The 14828-nt window shown below is 62.1% G+C and carries 12 protein-coding genes and 1 pseudogene; 8 read left to right on the top strand and 5 right to left on the bottom strand.

All coding sequences use genetic code 11. From position 1 onward, the window contains the following. The 5 genes from J3361_RS09755 to J3361_RS09775 all read left to right on the top strand — a co-directional run bounded on the left by J3361_RS09755 (position 1) and on the right by J3361_RS09775 (position 6258). The gene (locus J3361_RS09755; protein WP_003199964.1) at positions 1 to 291 is read left to right on the top strand and encodes a (2Fe-2S)-binding protein; all 291 of its coding nucleotides are present in this window, start codon (positions 1 to 3) and stop codon (positions 289 to 291) included. Positions 292 to 1126: 835 nt separating this feature from the next. Beyond that, positions 1127 to 2482, top strand: a complete 1356-nt coding sequence (locus tag J3361_RS09760; protein WP_207964173.1) for an FAD/NAD(P)-binding oxidoreductase — start codon at positions 1127 to 1129, stop codon at positions 2480 to 2482. Continuing rightward, positions 2479 to 3594, top strand: coding sequence for an FAD-dependent oxidoreductase (locus tag J3361_RS09765; protein WP_207964175.1), 1116 nt, complete (start codon positions 2479 to 2481; stop codon positions 3592 to 3594). The genes J3361_RS09760 and J3361_RS09765 overlap by 4 nt, the downstream gene beginning before the upstream one ends. 18 nt (positions 3595 to 3612) lie before the next feature. Beyond that, positions 3613 to 4674: an ABC transporter substrate-binding protein gene (locus J3361_RS09770; RefSeq protein ID WP_207964177.1), complete on the top strand. Its 1062-nt coding sequence runs from the start codon at positions 3613 to 3615 to the stop codon at positions 4672 to 4674. A 240-nt stretch (positions 4675 to 4914) separates the two neighbouring features. After that, a complete protein-coding gene (locus J3361_RS09775) occupies positions 4915 to 6258 on the top strand; it encodes a leucine-rich repeat-containing protein kinase family protein (protein WP_207964179.1) in 1344 nt (447 codons plus the stop codon). Between the two features lie 169 nt (positions 6259 to 6427). Here the strand turns inward: J3361_RS09775 and J3361_RS09780 are convergent, their stop codons facing one another. Then, a complete protein-coding gene (locus J3361_RS09780) occupies positions 6428 to 7132 on the bottom strand; it encodes a YebC/PmpR family DNA-binding transcriptional regulator (RefSeq protein WP_207964181.1) in 705 nt (234 codons plus the stop codon). A 218-nt stretch (positions 7133 to 7350) separates the two neighbouring features. Here J3361_RS09780 and tssI point away from each other — a divergent pair, with 218 nt between their 5' ends. After that, positions 7351 to 8757 carry a type VI secretion system tip protein TssI/VgrG gene (gene tssI / locus J3361_RS09785; RefSeq protein ID WP_207964182.1) on the top strand — a complete coding sequence of 469 codons (1407 nt, stop codon included), beginning with the start codon at positions 7351 to 7353 and terminating at the stop codon, positions 8755 to 8757. A 125-nt stretch (positions 8758 to 8882) separates the two neighbouring features. Next, entirely contained in the window at positions 8883 to 9431 is a 549-nt protein-coding gene (locus J3361_RS09790) for a cytochrome b (RefSeq protein WP_207964183.1), read from the top strand. A gap of 6 nt (positions 9432 to 9437) precedes the next feature. On the opposite strand, the gene J3361_RS09795 is transcribed toward J3361_RS09790, so the two are convergent. Further along, positions 9438 to 10346, bottom strand: coding sequence for a pyridoxal-phosphate dependent enzyme (locus J3361_RS09795; RefSeq protein ID WP_207964184.1), 909 nt, complete (start codon positions 10344 to 10346; stop codon positions 9438 to 9440). A gap of 190 nt (positions 10347 to 10536) precedes the next feature. After that, the gene (locus J3361_RS09800; protein WP_207964185.1) at positions 10537 to 12576 is read right to left on the bottom strand and encodes an NADPH-dependent 2,4-dienoyl-CoA reductase; all 2040 of its coding nucleotides are present in this window, start codon (positions 12574 to 12576) and stop codon (positions 10537 to 10539) included. Positions 12577 to 13360: 784 nt separating this feature from the next. Here J3361_RS09800 and J3361_RS09805 point away from each other — a divergent pair. Then, entirely contained in the window at positions 13361 to 13810 is a 450-nt protein-coding gene (locus J3361_RS09805) for an antitoxin Xre/MbcA/ParS toxin-binding domain-containing protein (protein ID WP_207964186.1), read from the top strand. A 638-nt stretch (positions 13811 to 14448) separates the two neighbouring features. On the opposite strand, the pseudogene J3361_RS29475 reads toward J3361_RS09805, so the two are convergent. Then, positions 14449 to 14532 (bottom strand): annotated as a pseudogene (locus tag J3361_RS29475) (AAA family ATPase); the annotation flags it as partial. Between the two features lie 15 nt (positions 14533 to 14547). After that, positions 14548 to 14828 (bottom strand): hypothetical protein (locus J3361_RS09810; RefSeq protein ID WP_207964194.1); only part of this gene is annotated, 281 nt, incomplete at its 5' end.

A 14828-nucleotide genomic window follows, 5' to 3' on the forward strand; every position in this document is an offset into this window, starting at 1 on the left:
ATGGCACTGCTGAAACGACTGGCCGAAGGCGACCGCCCGGCCCTGGACTTTACCCTCGACGGCCAGCCTGCCACCGGCCTGCTGGGCGACACACTGCTGACCGCCGTGCTGACCTGCAGCGAACACTTGCGCGGCAGTGACTTCAGCGCCGAACCCCGGGCCGGTTTCTGCCTGATGGGCGCCTGCCAGGATTGCTGGGTGCGCCTGGGCGACGGCCGCCGCGTGCGCGCCTGCTCGACCCTGCTCGAAGCCGGACAGCACATCAGCCGCGAACCGGGGCGCCAGGTATGAACAGTGTCGACTGGCATGGCCTCATCGCGAGCAGGCTCGCTCCCACAGGGGGCCTGCGGCGCTCTCAAAACCCAAGTCCACAACCAATCCCATGTGGGGGCGGGCTTGCTCGCGAAAGCGGTCTGCCTGCTGAAACCATCGTTGGATGTGCCGCCGTCTTCGCGAGCAAGCCCGCTCCCACAGGGGAACTGCGGCGCTCACAAAACCCAAGTCCACAACCAATCCCATGTGGGAGCGGGCTTGCTCGCGAAAGCGGTCTGCCTGCTGAAACCATCGTTGGATGTGCCGCCGTTTTCGCGAGCAAGCCCGCTCCCACAGAGGAACTGCGGCGCTCTCAAAACCCAAGTCCACAACCAATCCCATGTGGGAGCGGGCTTGCTCGCGAAAGCGGTCTGCCTGCTGAAACCATCGTTGGATGTGCCGCCGTCTTCGCGAGCAAGCCCGCTCCCACAGGGGAACTGCGGCGCTCTCAAAACCCAAGTCCACAACCAATCCCATGTGGGAGCGGGCTTGCTCGCGAAAGCGGTCTGCGTGCTGAAACCGTCGTTGGATGTGCCGCCGTCTTCGCGAGCAAGCTCGCTCCCACAGAGGAACTGCGGCGCTCTCAAAACCCAAGTCCACAACCAATCCCATGTGGGAGCGGGCTTGCTCGCGAAAGCGGTCTGCCTGCTGAAACCATCGTTGGATGTGCCGCCGTCTTCGCGAGCAAGCCCACAGAGGAACTGCGGCATCCACAAAACCCACGGCCGCCCCACATCCAATGTGGGAGCGAGCCTGCTCGCGATGGCGGCTTCGACAGCGCCACAAATCCCCCGGCCCAGCCAGTGAGGCGGCGATGAAACCCATAGCCATCATCGGCGCCGGCCCGGCCGGTATTCGTGCCGCGCAGACCCTGGTCGCCCACGGCCTGTACCCCGTGCTGCTGGACGAAGCCGCCCGCGGTGGCGGGCAGATCTATCGGCGCCAACCGGCCAATTTCAAGCGCCCGCCGGGCAAGCTCTATGGCTTCGAAGCACACAAGGCCAACGCCATCCACCAGACCCTCGACGCGTTGCGCGGACAGCTCGATTACCGTCCCGATACCCTGGTGTGGAACGCCGAGGCCGGCCTGCTCGATACCTTGCACGAAGGCCGCGCCGACCGTCTCGAGTACACTGGTGTGATCGTCGCCACCGGTGCCACCGACCGAATCCTGCCCGTGCCGGGGTGGACCTTGCCGGGGGTCTACAGCCTGGGCGCGGCGCAGATTGCCCTGAAGTTCCAGGGTTGCGCCATCGGCGAACGGGTGGTGTTCGCCGGCAGCGGCCCGTTGTTGTACCTGGTGGCCTATCAATACGCCCGAGCCGGCGCCAAGGTGGTCGCGGTCCTCGACAGCTCACCTTTTAGCGCCCAGGTCCGCGCCCTGCCCGACCTGCTGGTACAACCGACCACCCTCGCCAAAGGCCTGTATTATCGCGCCTGGCTGACCGCCCAGGGCATCGCCGTGCATCAAGGTGCGAGCCTGGCGCGTAGCGAAGGAGAACGCCGGGTGCAGTCGCTGACATGGCGCACTGCAAGCGGCGAACACTCACTCGATTGTGACGCGGTGGCCTTCGCCCACGGTCTGCGCAGCGAAACCCAACTGGCCGACCTGCTGGGCTGCGCGTTCGCCTGGAACGACCTCAACCGCGCCTGGCTGCCCCAACGGGACCGCGCCGGGCGCAGCAGCGTGCCGGGGATTTATCTGGCCGGTGACGGCGCCGGCATCATGGGCGCCGACGCAGCGGAAATGGCCGGTGAACGGGCGGCCCTGGCCTTGCTCGAAGACCTCGGCTACACCACCGACCCGCAGCGTTGCACGCAACTGGAACAAACCCTCGGACGCATCGGCCGGTTCCGCGAAGGCCTGGAGCGTGCATTTGCCTTTCCTGAACACTGGGCTGCCGACGCCCCCGATCAACTGATGATCTGCCGCTGCGAAGAAGTCAGCGCTGGCGACATCCGCCGCGTGGTGAACGAAGGCCACTGGGAGATCAATCGGGTCAAGGCCCATTGCCGGGTCGGCATGGGCCGCTGCCAGGGACGGATGTGCGGCAGCGCGGCTGCGGAAATCATTGCCTGCGAAAGTGGCCGCACCGTGGCCAGCATCGGCCGCTTGCGGGCCCAGGCGCCGATCAAACCCGTGCCGTTCGGCCTGGAGGTCGAGCCATGATCGAAGTGGATGCGGTGATCATTGGCGGCGGCATCGTCGGCGCCTCGGCGGCGTTGTTCCTGAGCCAGGCCGGACGCCGGGTGGCGCTGCTGGAGCGCGACTTCTGCGGCTCGCACTCCAGCGGCGTGAACTACGGCGGTGTACGCCGCCAGGGCCGACCGTTGTCGCAACTGCCCTTGTCGCAACGGGCCCATGAAATCTGGCGCCAGTTGCCCCAGTTGATCGGCATCGACGGCGAGTACCAGCGCAGCGGCCACTTGAAGCTGGCCCGCAGTACCGCAGACCTGCAAGCGCTGCACGACTACGCTGCCGCCAGCCAAGGCTTTGGCCTGGATTTGCAACTGCTCGATCGCACGGCCCTTCGCACGCGTTTTCCGTGGGTCGGCACCGTCGCGGTCGGGGCATCGCTGTGCCCGGAAGACGGCCATGCCAATCCGCGCCTGGTATCGCCAGCCTTTGCCCAGGCCGCTCGCCGACTGGGGGCGCAAGTCCACGAACAATGCGCCGTCAGCCACGTTGAGCACGACGGCCAGCGCTTTATCGTACGCACCGCAACAGGCCTGACAGTCCGCGCGCCCTGGCTGCTGAACTGCGCCGGTGCCTGGGCCAGCCAGTTCGCCGCACAGTTCGGCGAAGCGGTGCCGATGCATGCCGGACACCCGGCGATGCTGGTCACCGAACCCTTGCCCTTGATCATGGACGCCAGCACTGGCGTCGAGGGCGGCGGTATCTATGCCCGCCAAGTCTCGCGCGGCAATTGCGTTCTGGGCGGCGGCCAAGGTTTTGCCTTGGACGCTGCACGCGCCCGACCCGGCCAAAACGCCGTGCTGGACATCCTGCGCCAGGCCGTCGAGCTCTACCCGTTTTTGGAGGGCGCCCAGGCAATTCGTACCTGGAGCGGCACCGAAGGTTACCTGCCCGATCGCCAGCCGGTGATCGGCCACAGCGGCACCCAGCCCGGTCTGTTGCACGCGTTCGGTTTTGCCGGCGCGGGCTTCCAGATCGGCCCGGCGGTGGGCCAGGCGCTCACCGAGATCATCTGCAGCGGGGCTTCGTCCACGCCGCTGGATGCGTTTTCCATCACCCGGTTCCACTCCATCTCCGTTGCTTGATAGAGGAAGGTCGCGCCAATGAATAACGTCAAACGCAGTGCACTGTTCGGTTTCTGCTCGCTGGGTTCCGCTTGCCTGGGCGCCCTGCTCCCGGTCACCCAGGCGTTGGCAGAGCCGACGCTTTACCTGGGCATGAACGGCGGCACCATGGAGCGGCTCTACGCCGATAAAGTCTTGCCGGCTTTCGAAAAAGCCAACAACGTCAAAGTGGTCATCGTGCCCGGCACCTCCGCCGACATCCTGGCGAAAGTCCAGGCCAGCAAGGGCAACCCACAGATGCACGTGATGTTCCTCGATGACGGCATCATGTACCGCGCCATCGCCATGGGGCTGTGCGACAAACTCGAGGACAGCCCTACCCTGGCGCAGATCCCGGCCAAGGGACGCATCAAGGATCAGGCCGTGGCCGTCAGCCTCGGCGTGACGGGGCTGGCCTACAACACCCGGCTGTTCAAGGAAAAAGGCTGGAATACGCCCACCTCCTGGATGGACCTCGCCGATCCGCGCTTCAAGGACAAAGTGGTGTTCCAGTCGATGGCCTCGTCTACCTTCGGCCTGCACGGCTTTTTGATGTTCAACCGGATCCAGGGCGGTAGCGAAACCGACGTCGAGCCGGGCTTCAAGGCATGGCCGAACACGGTGGGGCGCAACGTGCTGGAGTACATCCCAAGCTCGGCGAAGATATCCGAAATGTTGCAGACCGACGAAGCCGCGCTGTTCCCCCTGACACCGACCCAGGTGACCGCGTTGAAACTCAAGGGCATGCCGGTGGAATATGCCCAGCCGAAGGAAGGCGCCGTGGTCCTCAACGTCGCCGAATGCGCCATCGCGCAAAACACCCAGCCGGAACTGGCGCAAAAGCTTGCTGAGTTCCTGCTGACCCCGCAAGCCCAGGCCATCGCCCTGGAAGAAGGCGACCAGATTCCGTCCAACCCCAACACCCCGACCACCGACAAGACCCGTGGCCAGGTAGAGGCGATGAAGCGATACCTGGAAACAGCGATTGCCGTGGATTGGGACCAGGTCAACGAACAACGCCCGGCCTGGAACGCCCGCTGGAACCGCAGTATCGAGCGCTAGAGCGCGCTTTGCAGTTATCATGCGGCCAATTCACAAACCAGGCTGATCACCTGTGGCGAGGGAGCTTGCTCCCGCTGGGCTGCGAAGCAGACCCCAAGCCTGACACCAAGGTGTGTCAGCCTGATTGCATGGCCGCTTTTGGGGCTGCGATGCAGCCCAGCGGGCGCAAGCTCCCTCGCCACAGGTCCTGTGCTGGTTTCAGTATTTATGCCCGCCCCTTGATCAACAGCGAACCCTCCCATGCACACCCTCGACCAACTACGCGCCGGCCAGCTCTCAGGCATTACCCGGCTGGACCTGGCCTGCGGCTTGACGGAGTTTCCCCGGGAAATCTTCGGCTTGGCCGATTCCCTCGAGATCCTCAACCTCAGCGGCAATCAGTTGGACACACTGCCCGACGACCTGTATCGGCTACCCCACCTGCGCGTGCTGTTCTGTTCCGACAACCGCTTCACCGAACTGCCGGAATGCCTGGGCCGTTGCAGCGCGTTGACCATGGTCGGCTTCAAGGCCAACCGCATCGCCCGCGTCACGGGCGCCGCGCTGCCACCGCAGCTGCGCTGGCTGATCCTGACCGACAACTGCGTCAGCCAATTGCCAGATGAACTGGGCCAACGCCCCTATCTGCAAAAACTGATGCTGGCCGGTAACCGTTTGCAGCAGTTGCCGGCGAGCCTGGGCCAGTGTCATCGCCTGGAACTGTTGCGCATCGCCGCCAACCAACTGACCGAACTGCCGCAATGGTTGTTGGAGCTACCGAGCCTCAGTTGGCTGGCCTACGCCGGTAACCCGCTGGAAGCCCAGGCAGAAGCGGCGGCCCTGAATACCACTGTGCCTATCGACTGGTCGCAACTGGCGCTGCAACAGTCGTTGGGTGAAGGCGCATCCGGGGTGATTCACCAGGCGCTCTGGCAAGCCCCCGGCCAGGTGGCACGAAACGTCGCCGTGAAGCTGTACAAAGGCCAGATGACCAGCGACGGCTCGCCCCTGCATGAAATGCATGCCTGCATCACGGCCGGTCGACACCCGAACCTGATCGACGTGTTGGGCCAGGTCGCTGGGCACCCCGAGCAACAGGCCGGTCTCGTCATGGCGCTGATCGAGCCCAGCTACCGCAACCTCGCCGAGCTGCCGAGCCTGGCGTCATGCAGCCGCGACGTGTATGCCGATGAACTGCGCCTGAGCGCCCCAGTGGCGTTGCGCATCGCTCACGGCATCGCCTCGGTGGCGGCGCACCTGCACCGCCAAGGCATCACCCACGGCGATCTCTACGGACACAATATTCTGTGCAATGACCAGGGCGATTGCCTGCTGGGCGATTTTGGCGCGGCGTCGTTCCACGCCACCACGGATAACCTGCAAACCCGTGCACTGCAACGCATCGAGGTGCGGGCCTTCGGGATTTTGCTGGAGGAATTGCTGACGCGGATCGAGCCGGGGCTCGGTGCACAGGATCTTGCAAGGCTGCAGGATTTGCAGGTGCGCTGCTGTCAGCCAGAGGTGCTGGCACGGCCGGGGTTCGATGAGATTGAACGGTTGCTGAGCGAGTTCAAACACATCGACTGGACCAGCCCCCCAAACTAACAAACACACCACCTATTGTGGCGAGGGGATTTATCTGTGGGAGCAAGGCTTGCCCGCGATGCGGACACCTCGTTTTCTCAGAGACCGCGTTGTTTTCATCGCGGGCAAGCCTTGCTCCCACAGAATGAGCGGCCCCCAGGAATACCCCCCTTGCCACAGGGTGTACTGCTTACCCCGCCAACCCGACAAACATGTCCTGCACGTCATCGTGATTGTCGAGGCCCTCGAGGAAGGCTTCGACTTCGGCCATCTGCTCATCGGTCAAGCCGCTGACCGGGTTCTTCGGCTGGTAGCCCAGCTTGGCCGACAACACGGTGAAGCCCTGCTCCGGCAAGGCCTTCTGTACCGCATCGAGGTCGGCAGGGTCGGTGATGAACAACGTCGCGCCGTCTTCACCCGGCTCGAAATCCTGGGCACCGGCCTCGATGGCGGCCATTTCCGGATCGGCGTCGGGGCTGTCCGGCGCGGCTTCGATCATACCGACATGGTTGAAGTCCCACGCCACCGAACCCGAGGCGCCCAGCTGGCCCTTGCGGAAGGCGACACGAATTTCGGCCACGGTACGGTTGATGTTATCGGTCACGCATTCAACGATCAGCGGCACCTGGTGCGGCGCGAACCCTTCGTAGGTGACGCGGTGGTATTGCACGGTTTCACCGAGCTGGCCAGACCCTTTCTTGATCGCGCGTTCCAAGGTCTCGCGGGGCATCGAGGCCTTTTTCGCCTGTTCGACCACCAGTCGCAAGTGCGCGTTGGTGGCGGTATCAGCGCCGTTGCGTGCGGCAATGGTGATTTCCTTCACCAGCTTGCCGAAAATCTTGCCCTTGGCGTTGGCAGCCGCTTCTTTGTGTTTAACCTTCCACTGTGCGCCCATTACTCACTCTCTTGTCTGACGCGCCGAGACATCTGCCGGCCGGCGCTGTGGCGCAAGTTTATACGGCCTAAACCGGCTGATCGACCAAAAAATCAACGTACCGGATCGACATTTTCACAGCGTGTTGTAGGGCGTTTCTGAAATAGCGGCTCACAAGCACCATTCCCCTCCGTGGTTTCGTACCCTCTGCGCCTCTCTCCCTGCCCGTAGGAGGCGCGATGCGCAACGACACGGAAAGTCCCTTCAGCCTGACGCTCACGCAAAGCGACTTGCAGCTGCAAGTCTTGCGCTTCAATGGCCGCGAAGCCCTCAACCAGCCATACCGTTTCGACCTCGAATTGATCGGCCTGGCCCCAGCGTTGCAGCCCGACCTGCTATTGGGGCACCCGGCCTTCCTGCGCCTGGACGGCGAATCAGGCATCCATGGGATTGTCCACAGCGTCAGCCTGAGTGCCCTGGCACCGCGGCGCATCGGTTATCGCTTGACCCTGGTCCCCTACCTGCAGCAATTGGAACAAGGCCCACGGCGCCAGATTTTCCATCGGCTCAGCGTGGTGCAGGTACTGCGACGCCTGCTGGAAGACAACGGCCTGCCTGCCGACAGTTACCGTTTCGAGCTGCCCCACGGACAGTATCCGTGCCGCCCATTCTGCATCCAGTACGACGAAAGCGACCTGACCCTCCTGCAACGGCTGTGTGAAGAAGAAGGCATCCATTACCACTTCGAACACGCCCCCAAGGGTCACGTCCTGGTATTTGCCGAAGACCCGAAGAGTTTTCCCTCGCGCCCCATTGAGCTGCCCCTGCGCCCGAACGACAACTCGGTACCGGCCCTCAAGCGCTTGTATTTGCGTCACCACGGGATGCTGCCTGGCTTGCCCGTCGCATTCAGCGATCGCGCAACGACCGAAACCGAGGCCTCGGCGGCGAATCAGACCCTTGAGCCGATCGATCATAAAACCATGCACGGCGACCCGGCCTTGACACATCGTAACCAGACCGGTCGCCGCCACCTTGAACGGTTACGCTGTCGGCAACGGGAAATCCATGGCCACAGTGACCAACCAACCCTGCGCGGCGGCGGCATCGTGCAGATCTGCGACCACTCGGTTTCCATGTTCAACGATCAATGGCTGATCACCGAGGTCCAGCACCGCGGCCGGCAGTTTTCGATTCTTGAACCTGACCTGCCCGCCACATCGTCGGCCCGTGACTACCACAACCGATTCACCGCCATTCCCTGGGCCACCGTGTTCAGGCCGGCCCTCAAGCACCCCAAGCCTTGCATCCCCGGGTATCACCTGGCCCATGTACTCGGCCATGCCGGCCAACCCGCCCAGTCCGATGAGCGCGGGCACATCAGCGTCAGCCTCTGGGCGCCGGACCAGGAAGGCATCACGCTGCCCGTGTCGCGACTGACGCTGAACAACAGCCCCTTGCTGATGGCCGGCAGCGAAGTGCTGGTGAGTTTTCTCGATGGCGACCCCGACCGGCCAGTGCTGTGCCCAGGGGCTGTCGATACCGGCGCAGGACAGGCCGCCGCCCCACCGAAACCGTCCCGTGGCAACCCTGATGCCGGACTGCTGTTGGACTGGCTGCTGAACCCGCCCAATTTCACGCCCTGAGCCTGCGTGCGGCTTCTTGCCGCACACCTGATCTGGCTCAAGTAAACCCAGCGAAACGGGCTTACAGTGAAGGCACAACGCCGCTCTAGACGGTGCTCTACCCCTGACTGTTGGAGATACCCGCGATGCCCTGGAAAAATTCGGAAAGCCGCTACAGCACCGTCACGGTGACCTTGCACTGGCTGATGCTGGTGCTGCTGGCCGTGGTTTATGCCTGCATTGAGTTTCGGGGGATTTTCCCCAAGGGCAGTGACGGCCGGACCCTGATCAAGGAAGCGCATTTCATGCTTGGCCTGACCGTGTTCCTGCTGGTCTGGCTGCGCCTGTTCGCCCGCAGCAGGGGCAAGGCACCGGCGATTTCCCCGGCCTCCCCCGCCTGGCAAACCCTCCTCGCCCGCCTGATGCACTGGGCGCTGTATGTATTCATGATCGCCATGCCGCTGCTGGGCTGGCTGATCACCAGCGCCGAAGGGCACCAGGTGATGTTCTACGGTTTCGATTTGCCGTTGCTCATCGATCAAGACAAGGACTTTGCCAAGCAACTGGAAGGCTGGCACGTGCTCGGCGGCACCATCGGCTATTGGTTGATTGGTCTGCATGCCTTGGCGGGGCTGTATCACCACTACGTGGTACGGGACAACACGCTGTTGCGGATGATGCCCAAACGCGGCTGATCGTCATCACTCAAACCCTCGGCGGCCTTGCAGACCGCCGGTGTGGACAAAGACCAGGCGCGTGCCTGGGGCAAACCCTCCGGCCTCGACCCGCGCCTTGAGTAACATCAAGGCTTTGCCGGTGTACAACGGTTCCAGTTCGATGGCCGTCGTGGTTTCGATGAAGGCAGTCAGCTCACCATCGACCCGGGCGAAACCACCACGGCTGCCGTCGAGCAATTCGTAACGCGGATTGCAAAGCCCCGCCTCCCCCACGATACGCTCGACCTGCTGGGCCACGCCATGGTCCGGAGGTACCGCCAGCACACCGTAGACCGCTCGCTTGCCCGCTTCGGCCAGCACCAGCCCGGCCAGCGATGTTCCCGTGCCGCAGGCCAGCCACCAGCCGTGATAATCCGCCCACCCCAACGCCGCCAATTGTTGATCGACACTGGCCGCCCAGGCCATGCAGCCTTGTGCTCCGGGCAATCCCGAACCGCCCTCGGGCACCGGGTGCAAATGTGGATAGCGGGCCTGCCACGGCTCCCAGAAATCCACTGCGTGCCGCTCTCGATATCCGCCATAACCCAGCCAGTGCAGGTTCATGCCAAACGTTTTCAGGTCGCGCACCGTCGGCGTGTCCTGGGGGTGACCGCGCAGCAGCCCGGCCGTGGGAAACCCGAAGCGCTTGCCGGCCGCCGCCAGCGCATGCAAATGATTGGAATAGGCCCCACCCAGGCTCATGACACCTTCGGCACCGGCCTCCTGGGCCGCGCGCAAATGATGGATCAGTTTGAACCACTTGTTGCCGCTGATCAGCGGATCGATCCAATCCAGGCGCAACACCGCCACCTCGACACCGGCACGGGCGAGCCAGTCCAAGTGAAGGGGTTCGAGTCGGGGTTGGGGATGCCAGTCGAGGGCGGGAAGCAGCATGGCGGCAGGTCGGGTGGAAATAGGTCGGCATCTTAACAGCTGGTCACGAAGGACCGGACATCGAAAGAACCTGTGGGAGCGAGCCTGCTCGCGATAGCGGTGGGTCAGCCAGCACTTCTAAAACTGACTAACCGCCATCGCGAGCAGGCTCGCTCCCACAGGGGGCCAGGGTGTCTACAGGACGTATGCCTTACAACTGCGCCGCCAACCGCGAGCCCTGGTTGATCGCCCGCTTGGCATCCAGCTCAGCCGCCACATCGGCACCGCCGATGAGGTGAACGGTCTGCCCCGCCGCTTCCAGGCCTTCCTGCAACTCACGCAGCGGATCCTGGCCGGCGCAGATCACGATGTTGTCCACCGCCAGCACTTGCGGCTCGCCGGTTTCGCCGATGCGAATGTGCAGGCCGTCGTCGTCGATCTTCAAGTACTCGACGCTGTTGAGCATCTGCACCTGCTTGTTCTTCAGGCCCGTGCGGTGAATCCAGCCGGTGGTCTTGCCCAGGCCGTCACCGACCTTGGACTTCTTGCGCTGCAGCAGGAACACCTGGCGCGCCGGGGCATGGGGTTCGGCCTTGATCCCGGCGACGCCGCCGCGTGCTTCGAGGTGGGTGTCGATCCCCCATTCCTTCCAGAACGCCTCACGGTCCTGGCTGGTGGCGACGCCCTGGTGAACCAGGAATTCCGACACGTCGAAGCCAATACCGCCGGCACCGATCACCGCGACACTGCGCCCCACCGGCTTGCGTTCGAGGATCACGTCCAGGTAGCTCAAGACCTTGGCATGCTCCACCCCGGGGATCGCCGGTACCCGTGGGGCGATGCCGGTGGCAAGGATGATCTCGTCGTAACCGCCGGCCACCAATTGCGCCACATCCACTCGGGTGTCGAGGCACAGCTCGACATGGCTGGTCTGCAATTTGCGCTTGAAGTAGCGCAGGGTTTCGAAGAACTCTTCCTTGCCCGGCACGCGCTTGGCGACGTTGAATTGCCCACCGATTTCACTGGCCGAATCGAACAGCGTGACCTGGTGCCCACGCTCGGCCGCCACCGTGGCCGCGGACAACCCGGCCGGGCCAGCGCCGACCACGGCGATTTTCTTCACCTGGGTAACAGGCAAGTAGTTCAGCTCGGTTTCGTGGCAGGCCCGCGGATTCACCAGGCAACTGGTGAGTTTGCCGCCAAAGGTGTGGTCCAGGCACGCCTGGTTGCAGCCGATGCAGGTATTGATTTCATCGCTGCGACCGGCAGCAGCCTTGTTGACGAACTCCGGATCGGCCAGGAACGGCCGCGCCATGGAGACCATGTCGGCATCGCCTTCGGCCAGGATCTGCTCGGCGACTTCCGGGGTGTTGATGCGGTTGGTGGTGATCAGCGGGATGCTCACCGAGCCACGCAGCTTGGCCGTGACCTTGCTGAACGCGGCGCGCGGAACCTTGGTGGCGATGGTGGGAATCCGTGCTTCGTGCCAACCGATACCGGTGTTGATGATCGTCGCGCCGGCCTGCTCGATGGCCTTGGCCAACAGGACGATTTCGTCCCAGGTGCTGCCGCCTTCCACCAGATCGAGCATCGACAGGCGAAAAATGATGATGAAATTCGGGCCGACCGCTTCACGCACCCGACGGACGATTTCCACTGGCAGGCGCATGCGGTTTTCATAGCTGCCGCCCCAACGGTCGGTGCGGTGGTTGGTGTGGGCCGCCAGGAACTGGTTAATGAAATAACCTTCCGAGCCCATGATCTCGACGCCGTCGTATTCGGCCTTCTGGGCCAGTACCGAGCAGGTAACGAAATCGCTGATCTGTTTCTCGATGCCTTCCTCGTCCAGCTCCTTGGGCTTGAACGGGTTGATCGGCGCCTGGATCGCGCTCGGTGCCACCTGCTTGGGGCTATAGGCGTAGCGCCCGGCGTGAAGAATCTGCATGCAGATCTTGCCGCCGGCCTCATGCACGGCCCGGGTCACGATCTGGTGCTTGAGCGCCTCTTCCTCGGTGGTCAGCTTGGCCGCGCCGGAGTAGACACCGCCCTCGTCGTTCGGCCCGATCCCACCGGTAACCATCAGGCCCACGCCGCCCCGGGCGCGCTCGGCAAAATACGCCGCCATGCGTTCGAAGCCACCGGGTTTCTCTTCCAGGCCGGTGTGCATCGACCCCATCAGGGTGCGGTTGCGCAACGTGGTGAAACCCAGGTCCAGCGGGGCCAGCAGGTGCGGGTAATGAGAGGCGGTCATCGGTAACTCCACAACGGGCGATCACGGGAATAAAGCGCAAGCTCTGCGGCTCGCGTCTGTCATGGCCCACAGCGTAAGAGCGCGGCTGCGGCTGCTCAATGACCGTAACTGACAACTTAATGATCCAAATGTGCAGCCACCGATCAGTCCGGGCGTGACTCTCGGCGGGGCGGGCTTGTCCTACCCATGGGTTTTCACTTGTTCTGAAACTCTGTGCATTCAAAATAAAATCGCTGTTAACCTAGTGGAATTGGCGGTGGCATCGGAGATGCCGCCGGGCTCCAGATCCATCGAGGCCGTCCGAATGCTGGACATTCAAAAATTATGCTGATCAAAAAAGCTGCGGGTCAGGCTCGAAGTGGACGAGGGTTACAGTGGCCGACTTGGCATCAGGATGCCGGGGGTTGAAAAGAAAGTTATGGGTCAACGGCATAATCGCGCTGGGCACGGGAAGCAAGAGCCACGCGTATTCGTCCAGGAAGGAATTGCCCACGGCTCTGGTTTGACCTGTGTCTGACTGCCAGCCTTTACGGAGACTAGGCCTGGCTGGCAACATCTGGCAACTCAATACGCAGTAGCTGCATCGTCTCAGGCAAATCTTCCCGGTCGATCTCCAGGTGCGCCATGTCGTGTCCCAGTACTTAGAGCACACCAAACCTACAACTCTACGGGGAGCGTCACCTAGGAAACAGTGCAATTTCGAGGGATCTAATGCATTAGGCTTCACACGACTCGAAATTTGCCACATTCTAATCCGCGGAACGTACTGGATGGGAGGTGGGCTATGTTTGCTGAAGCCATGCGCGGGGATGGATACCGCTCCTATCGGATCAGGCTAGAAAACCTACTCGGAATACCCTGTGAGGCGTCTGATCAAGACATCCATAAAATGATCGAATCCGGCTTTCCGCGTTTCAGGCTTAAAGAGCTCTGCGACCGTTACGAGCTGAGAGCGTCCGAGCCCAACAAGATCATGGCGCGTCGCGCCTCGAGGATCAGAATAGCCCGTAATCAACGGCTTACACTAAGTGAGAGCGATCAGCTGTTCAGATATGTGCACATCATGGCCCTGACAGAGGTAATTTTCGGGGACGAAACTAAAGCCAGACGATGGCTATCGAAGTCAAAAGATCGGTTTGCCGGAAAGAATCCCTTAGAGATGCTTTCTACTATCGCCGGCACTAGAGCGGTTGAGGTGATGTTGATTCAAGTGGCCGAACCATTTGCCTTATGAACAACCTTGCGGCAGCGTGTGGTGATGCGTTTTCCTTAAGCCTCTCCGACCGATTAGACCTTGTGAGATTTATCATGAAGGGCAAACGTAAGGCCAAAACAACCAAGTGGCTCATGAAAGGTCAATTCGAGATCGAGGCTAGGCTTATGCTGCGAGAACGATCCCGTAACGCCTCGAACCATTTCCTTGATGCTTCAGCTACGTTTGGCGTGGAGCACGAGCCGGTAGGTTTGCTAGCCGGTAAATTGCCTTGAGTTATCTAAACTCGCCAACGCTCGCCGCTTACCGTTGTACAAATGCTACTGACAACTATTGCACCGGTTTCGCAGCAAGACCTATTGCCGCGCCGGGGCGGTAGGCACCAGCCATAGCGAATAGAACCCGATCCAGTCAGGTATTCAGTTCACTCGCTTGTGATGGCTCTCGCTCGGCTAAGATTCTGCCCGCATCATGCGAGGGGGAAAGCGCCCTGACTCCATAGAACTTGAAACTCGTTGTAAACAACCATCTCGACTTCCAACGCTTTACAGCTTTCCAAGTGTTGTTCCAATGGCAATTGACGCCCTGAGAGCATACGCAGCAATTCACCTGCCACAAGGGAGGCTGCATCTGGCCGGTTTTCTCGGGTGCCTAAAAGCTGGTAAACCCGTGCACTGACCAAGCTCACGCGCCAGAGTGCTCTTGCCTGACCCAGGTTGACCAACAATCATCACCCGTTGCATCGAAGCTCCTTCTCGCTATGCAAGCTGATTTTTTGGGGGTGGCGATTTTACGTCAATGCCTATCTCGGTCAACAACAAGCGGTCAGCATGACAGGCAGCTTCTGGCCGATTTCTGCCGGTGCTGACCGGCTGCAATGGTCGATTGCTACCCGTCTCCACCGGCAGTAATCGGCCGATTCTGTTGAAAAAGTCGGTCTGCCCAAACTGCATAGCCATTGACCGGTGAAAACGCCTTTTTTGCACGCTGCTACGTGAAATCCGAGTCAGAAAGCCTCTGCCAAAAGTAAAGATTTCAA

The sequence above is a fragment of the Pseudomonas sp. OA65 genome (assembly GCF_017498305.1).
Lineage (GTDB): Bacteria > Pseudomonadota > Gammaproteobacteria > Pseudomonadales > Pseudomonadaceae > Aquipseudomonas > Aquipseudomonas zanjanensis.

What these genes read in the sequence shown, in the direction of transcription:
- J3361_RS09755 (WP_003199964.1), top strand. Translation starts at nt 1, where the DNA reads ATGGCACTGCTGAAACGACTGGCCGAAGGCGACCGCCCGGCCCTGGAC.
- tssI (WP_207964182.1), top strand. Translation starts at nt 7,351, where the DNA reads ATGCGCAACGACACGGAAAGTCCCTTCAGCCTGACGCTCACGCAAAGC.
- J3361_RS09805 (WP_207964186.1), top strand. Translation starts at nt 13,361, where the DNA reads ATGTTTGCTGAAGCCATGCGCGGGGATGGATACCGCTCCTATCGGATC.
- J3361_RS09795 (WP_207964184.1), bottom strand. Translation starts at nt 10,346, where the DNA reads ATGCTGCTTCCCGCCCTCGACTGGCATCCCCAACCCCGACTCGAACCC.
- J3361_RS09765 (WP_207964175.1), top strand. Translation starts at nt 2,479, where the DNA reads ATGATCGAAGTGGATGCGGTGATCATTGGCGGCGGCATCGTCGGCGCC.
- J3361_RS09770 (WP_207964177.1), top strand. Translation starts at nt 3,613, where the DNA reads ATGAATAACGTCAAACGCAGTGCACTGTTCGGTTTCTGCTCGCTGGGT.
- J3361_RS09780 (WP_207964181.1), bottom strand. Translation starts at nt 7,132, where the DNA reads ATGGGCGCACAGTGGAAGGTTAAACACAAAGAAGCGGCTGCCAACGCC.
- J3361_RS09760 (WP_207964173.1), top strand. Translation starts at nt 1,127, where the DNA reads ATGAAACCCATAGCCATCATCGGCGCCGGCCCGGCCGGTATTCGTGCC.
- J3361_RS09775 (WP_207964179.1), top strand. Translation starts at nt 4,915, where the DNA reads ATGCACACCCTCGACCAACTACGCGCCGGCCAGCTCTCAGGCATTACC.
- J3361_RS09800 (WP_207964185.1), bottom strand. Translation starts at nt 12,576, where the DNA reads ATGACCGCCTCTCATTACCCGCACCTGCTGGCCCCGCTGGACCTGGGT.
- J3361_RS09790 (WP_207964183.1), top strand. Translation starts at nt 8,883, where the DNA reads ATGCCCTGGAAAAATTCGGAAAGCCGCTACAGCACCGTCACGGTGACC.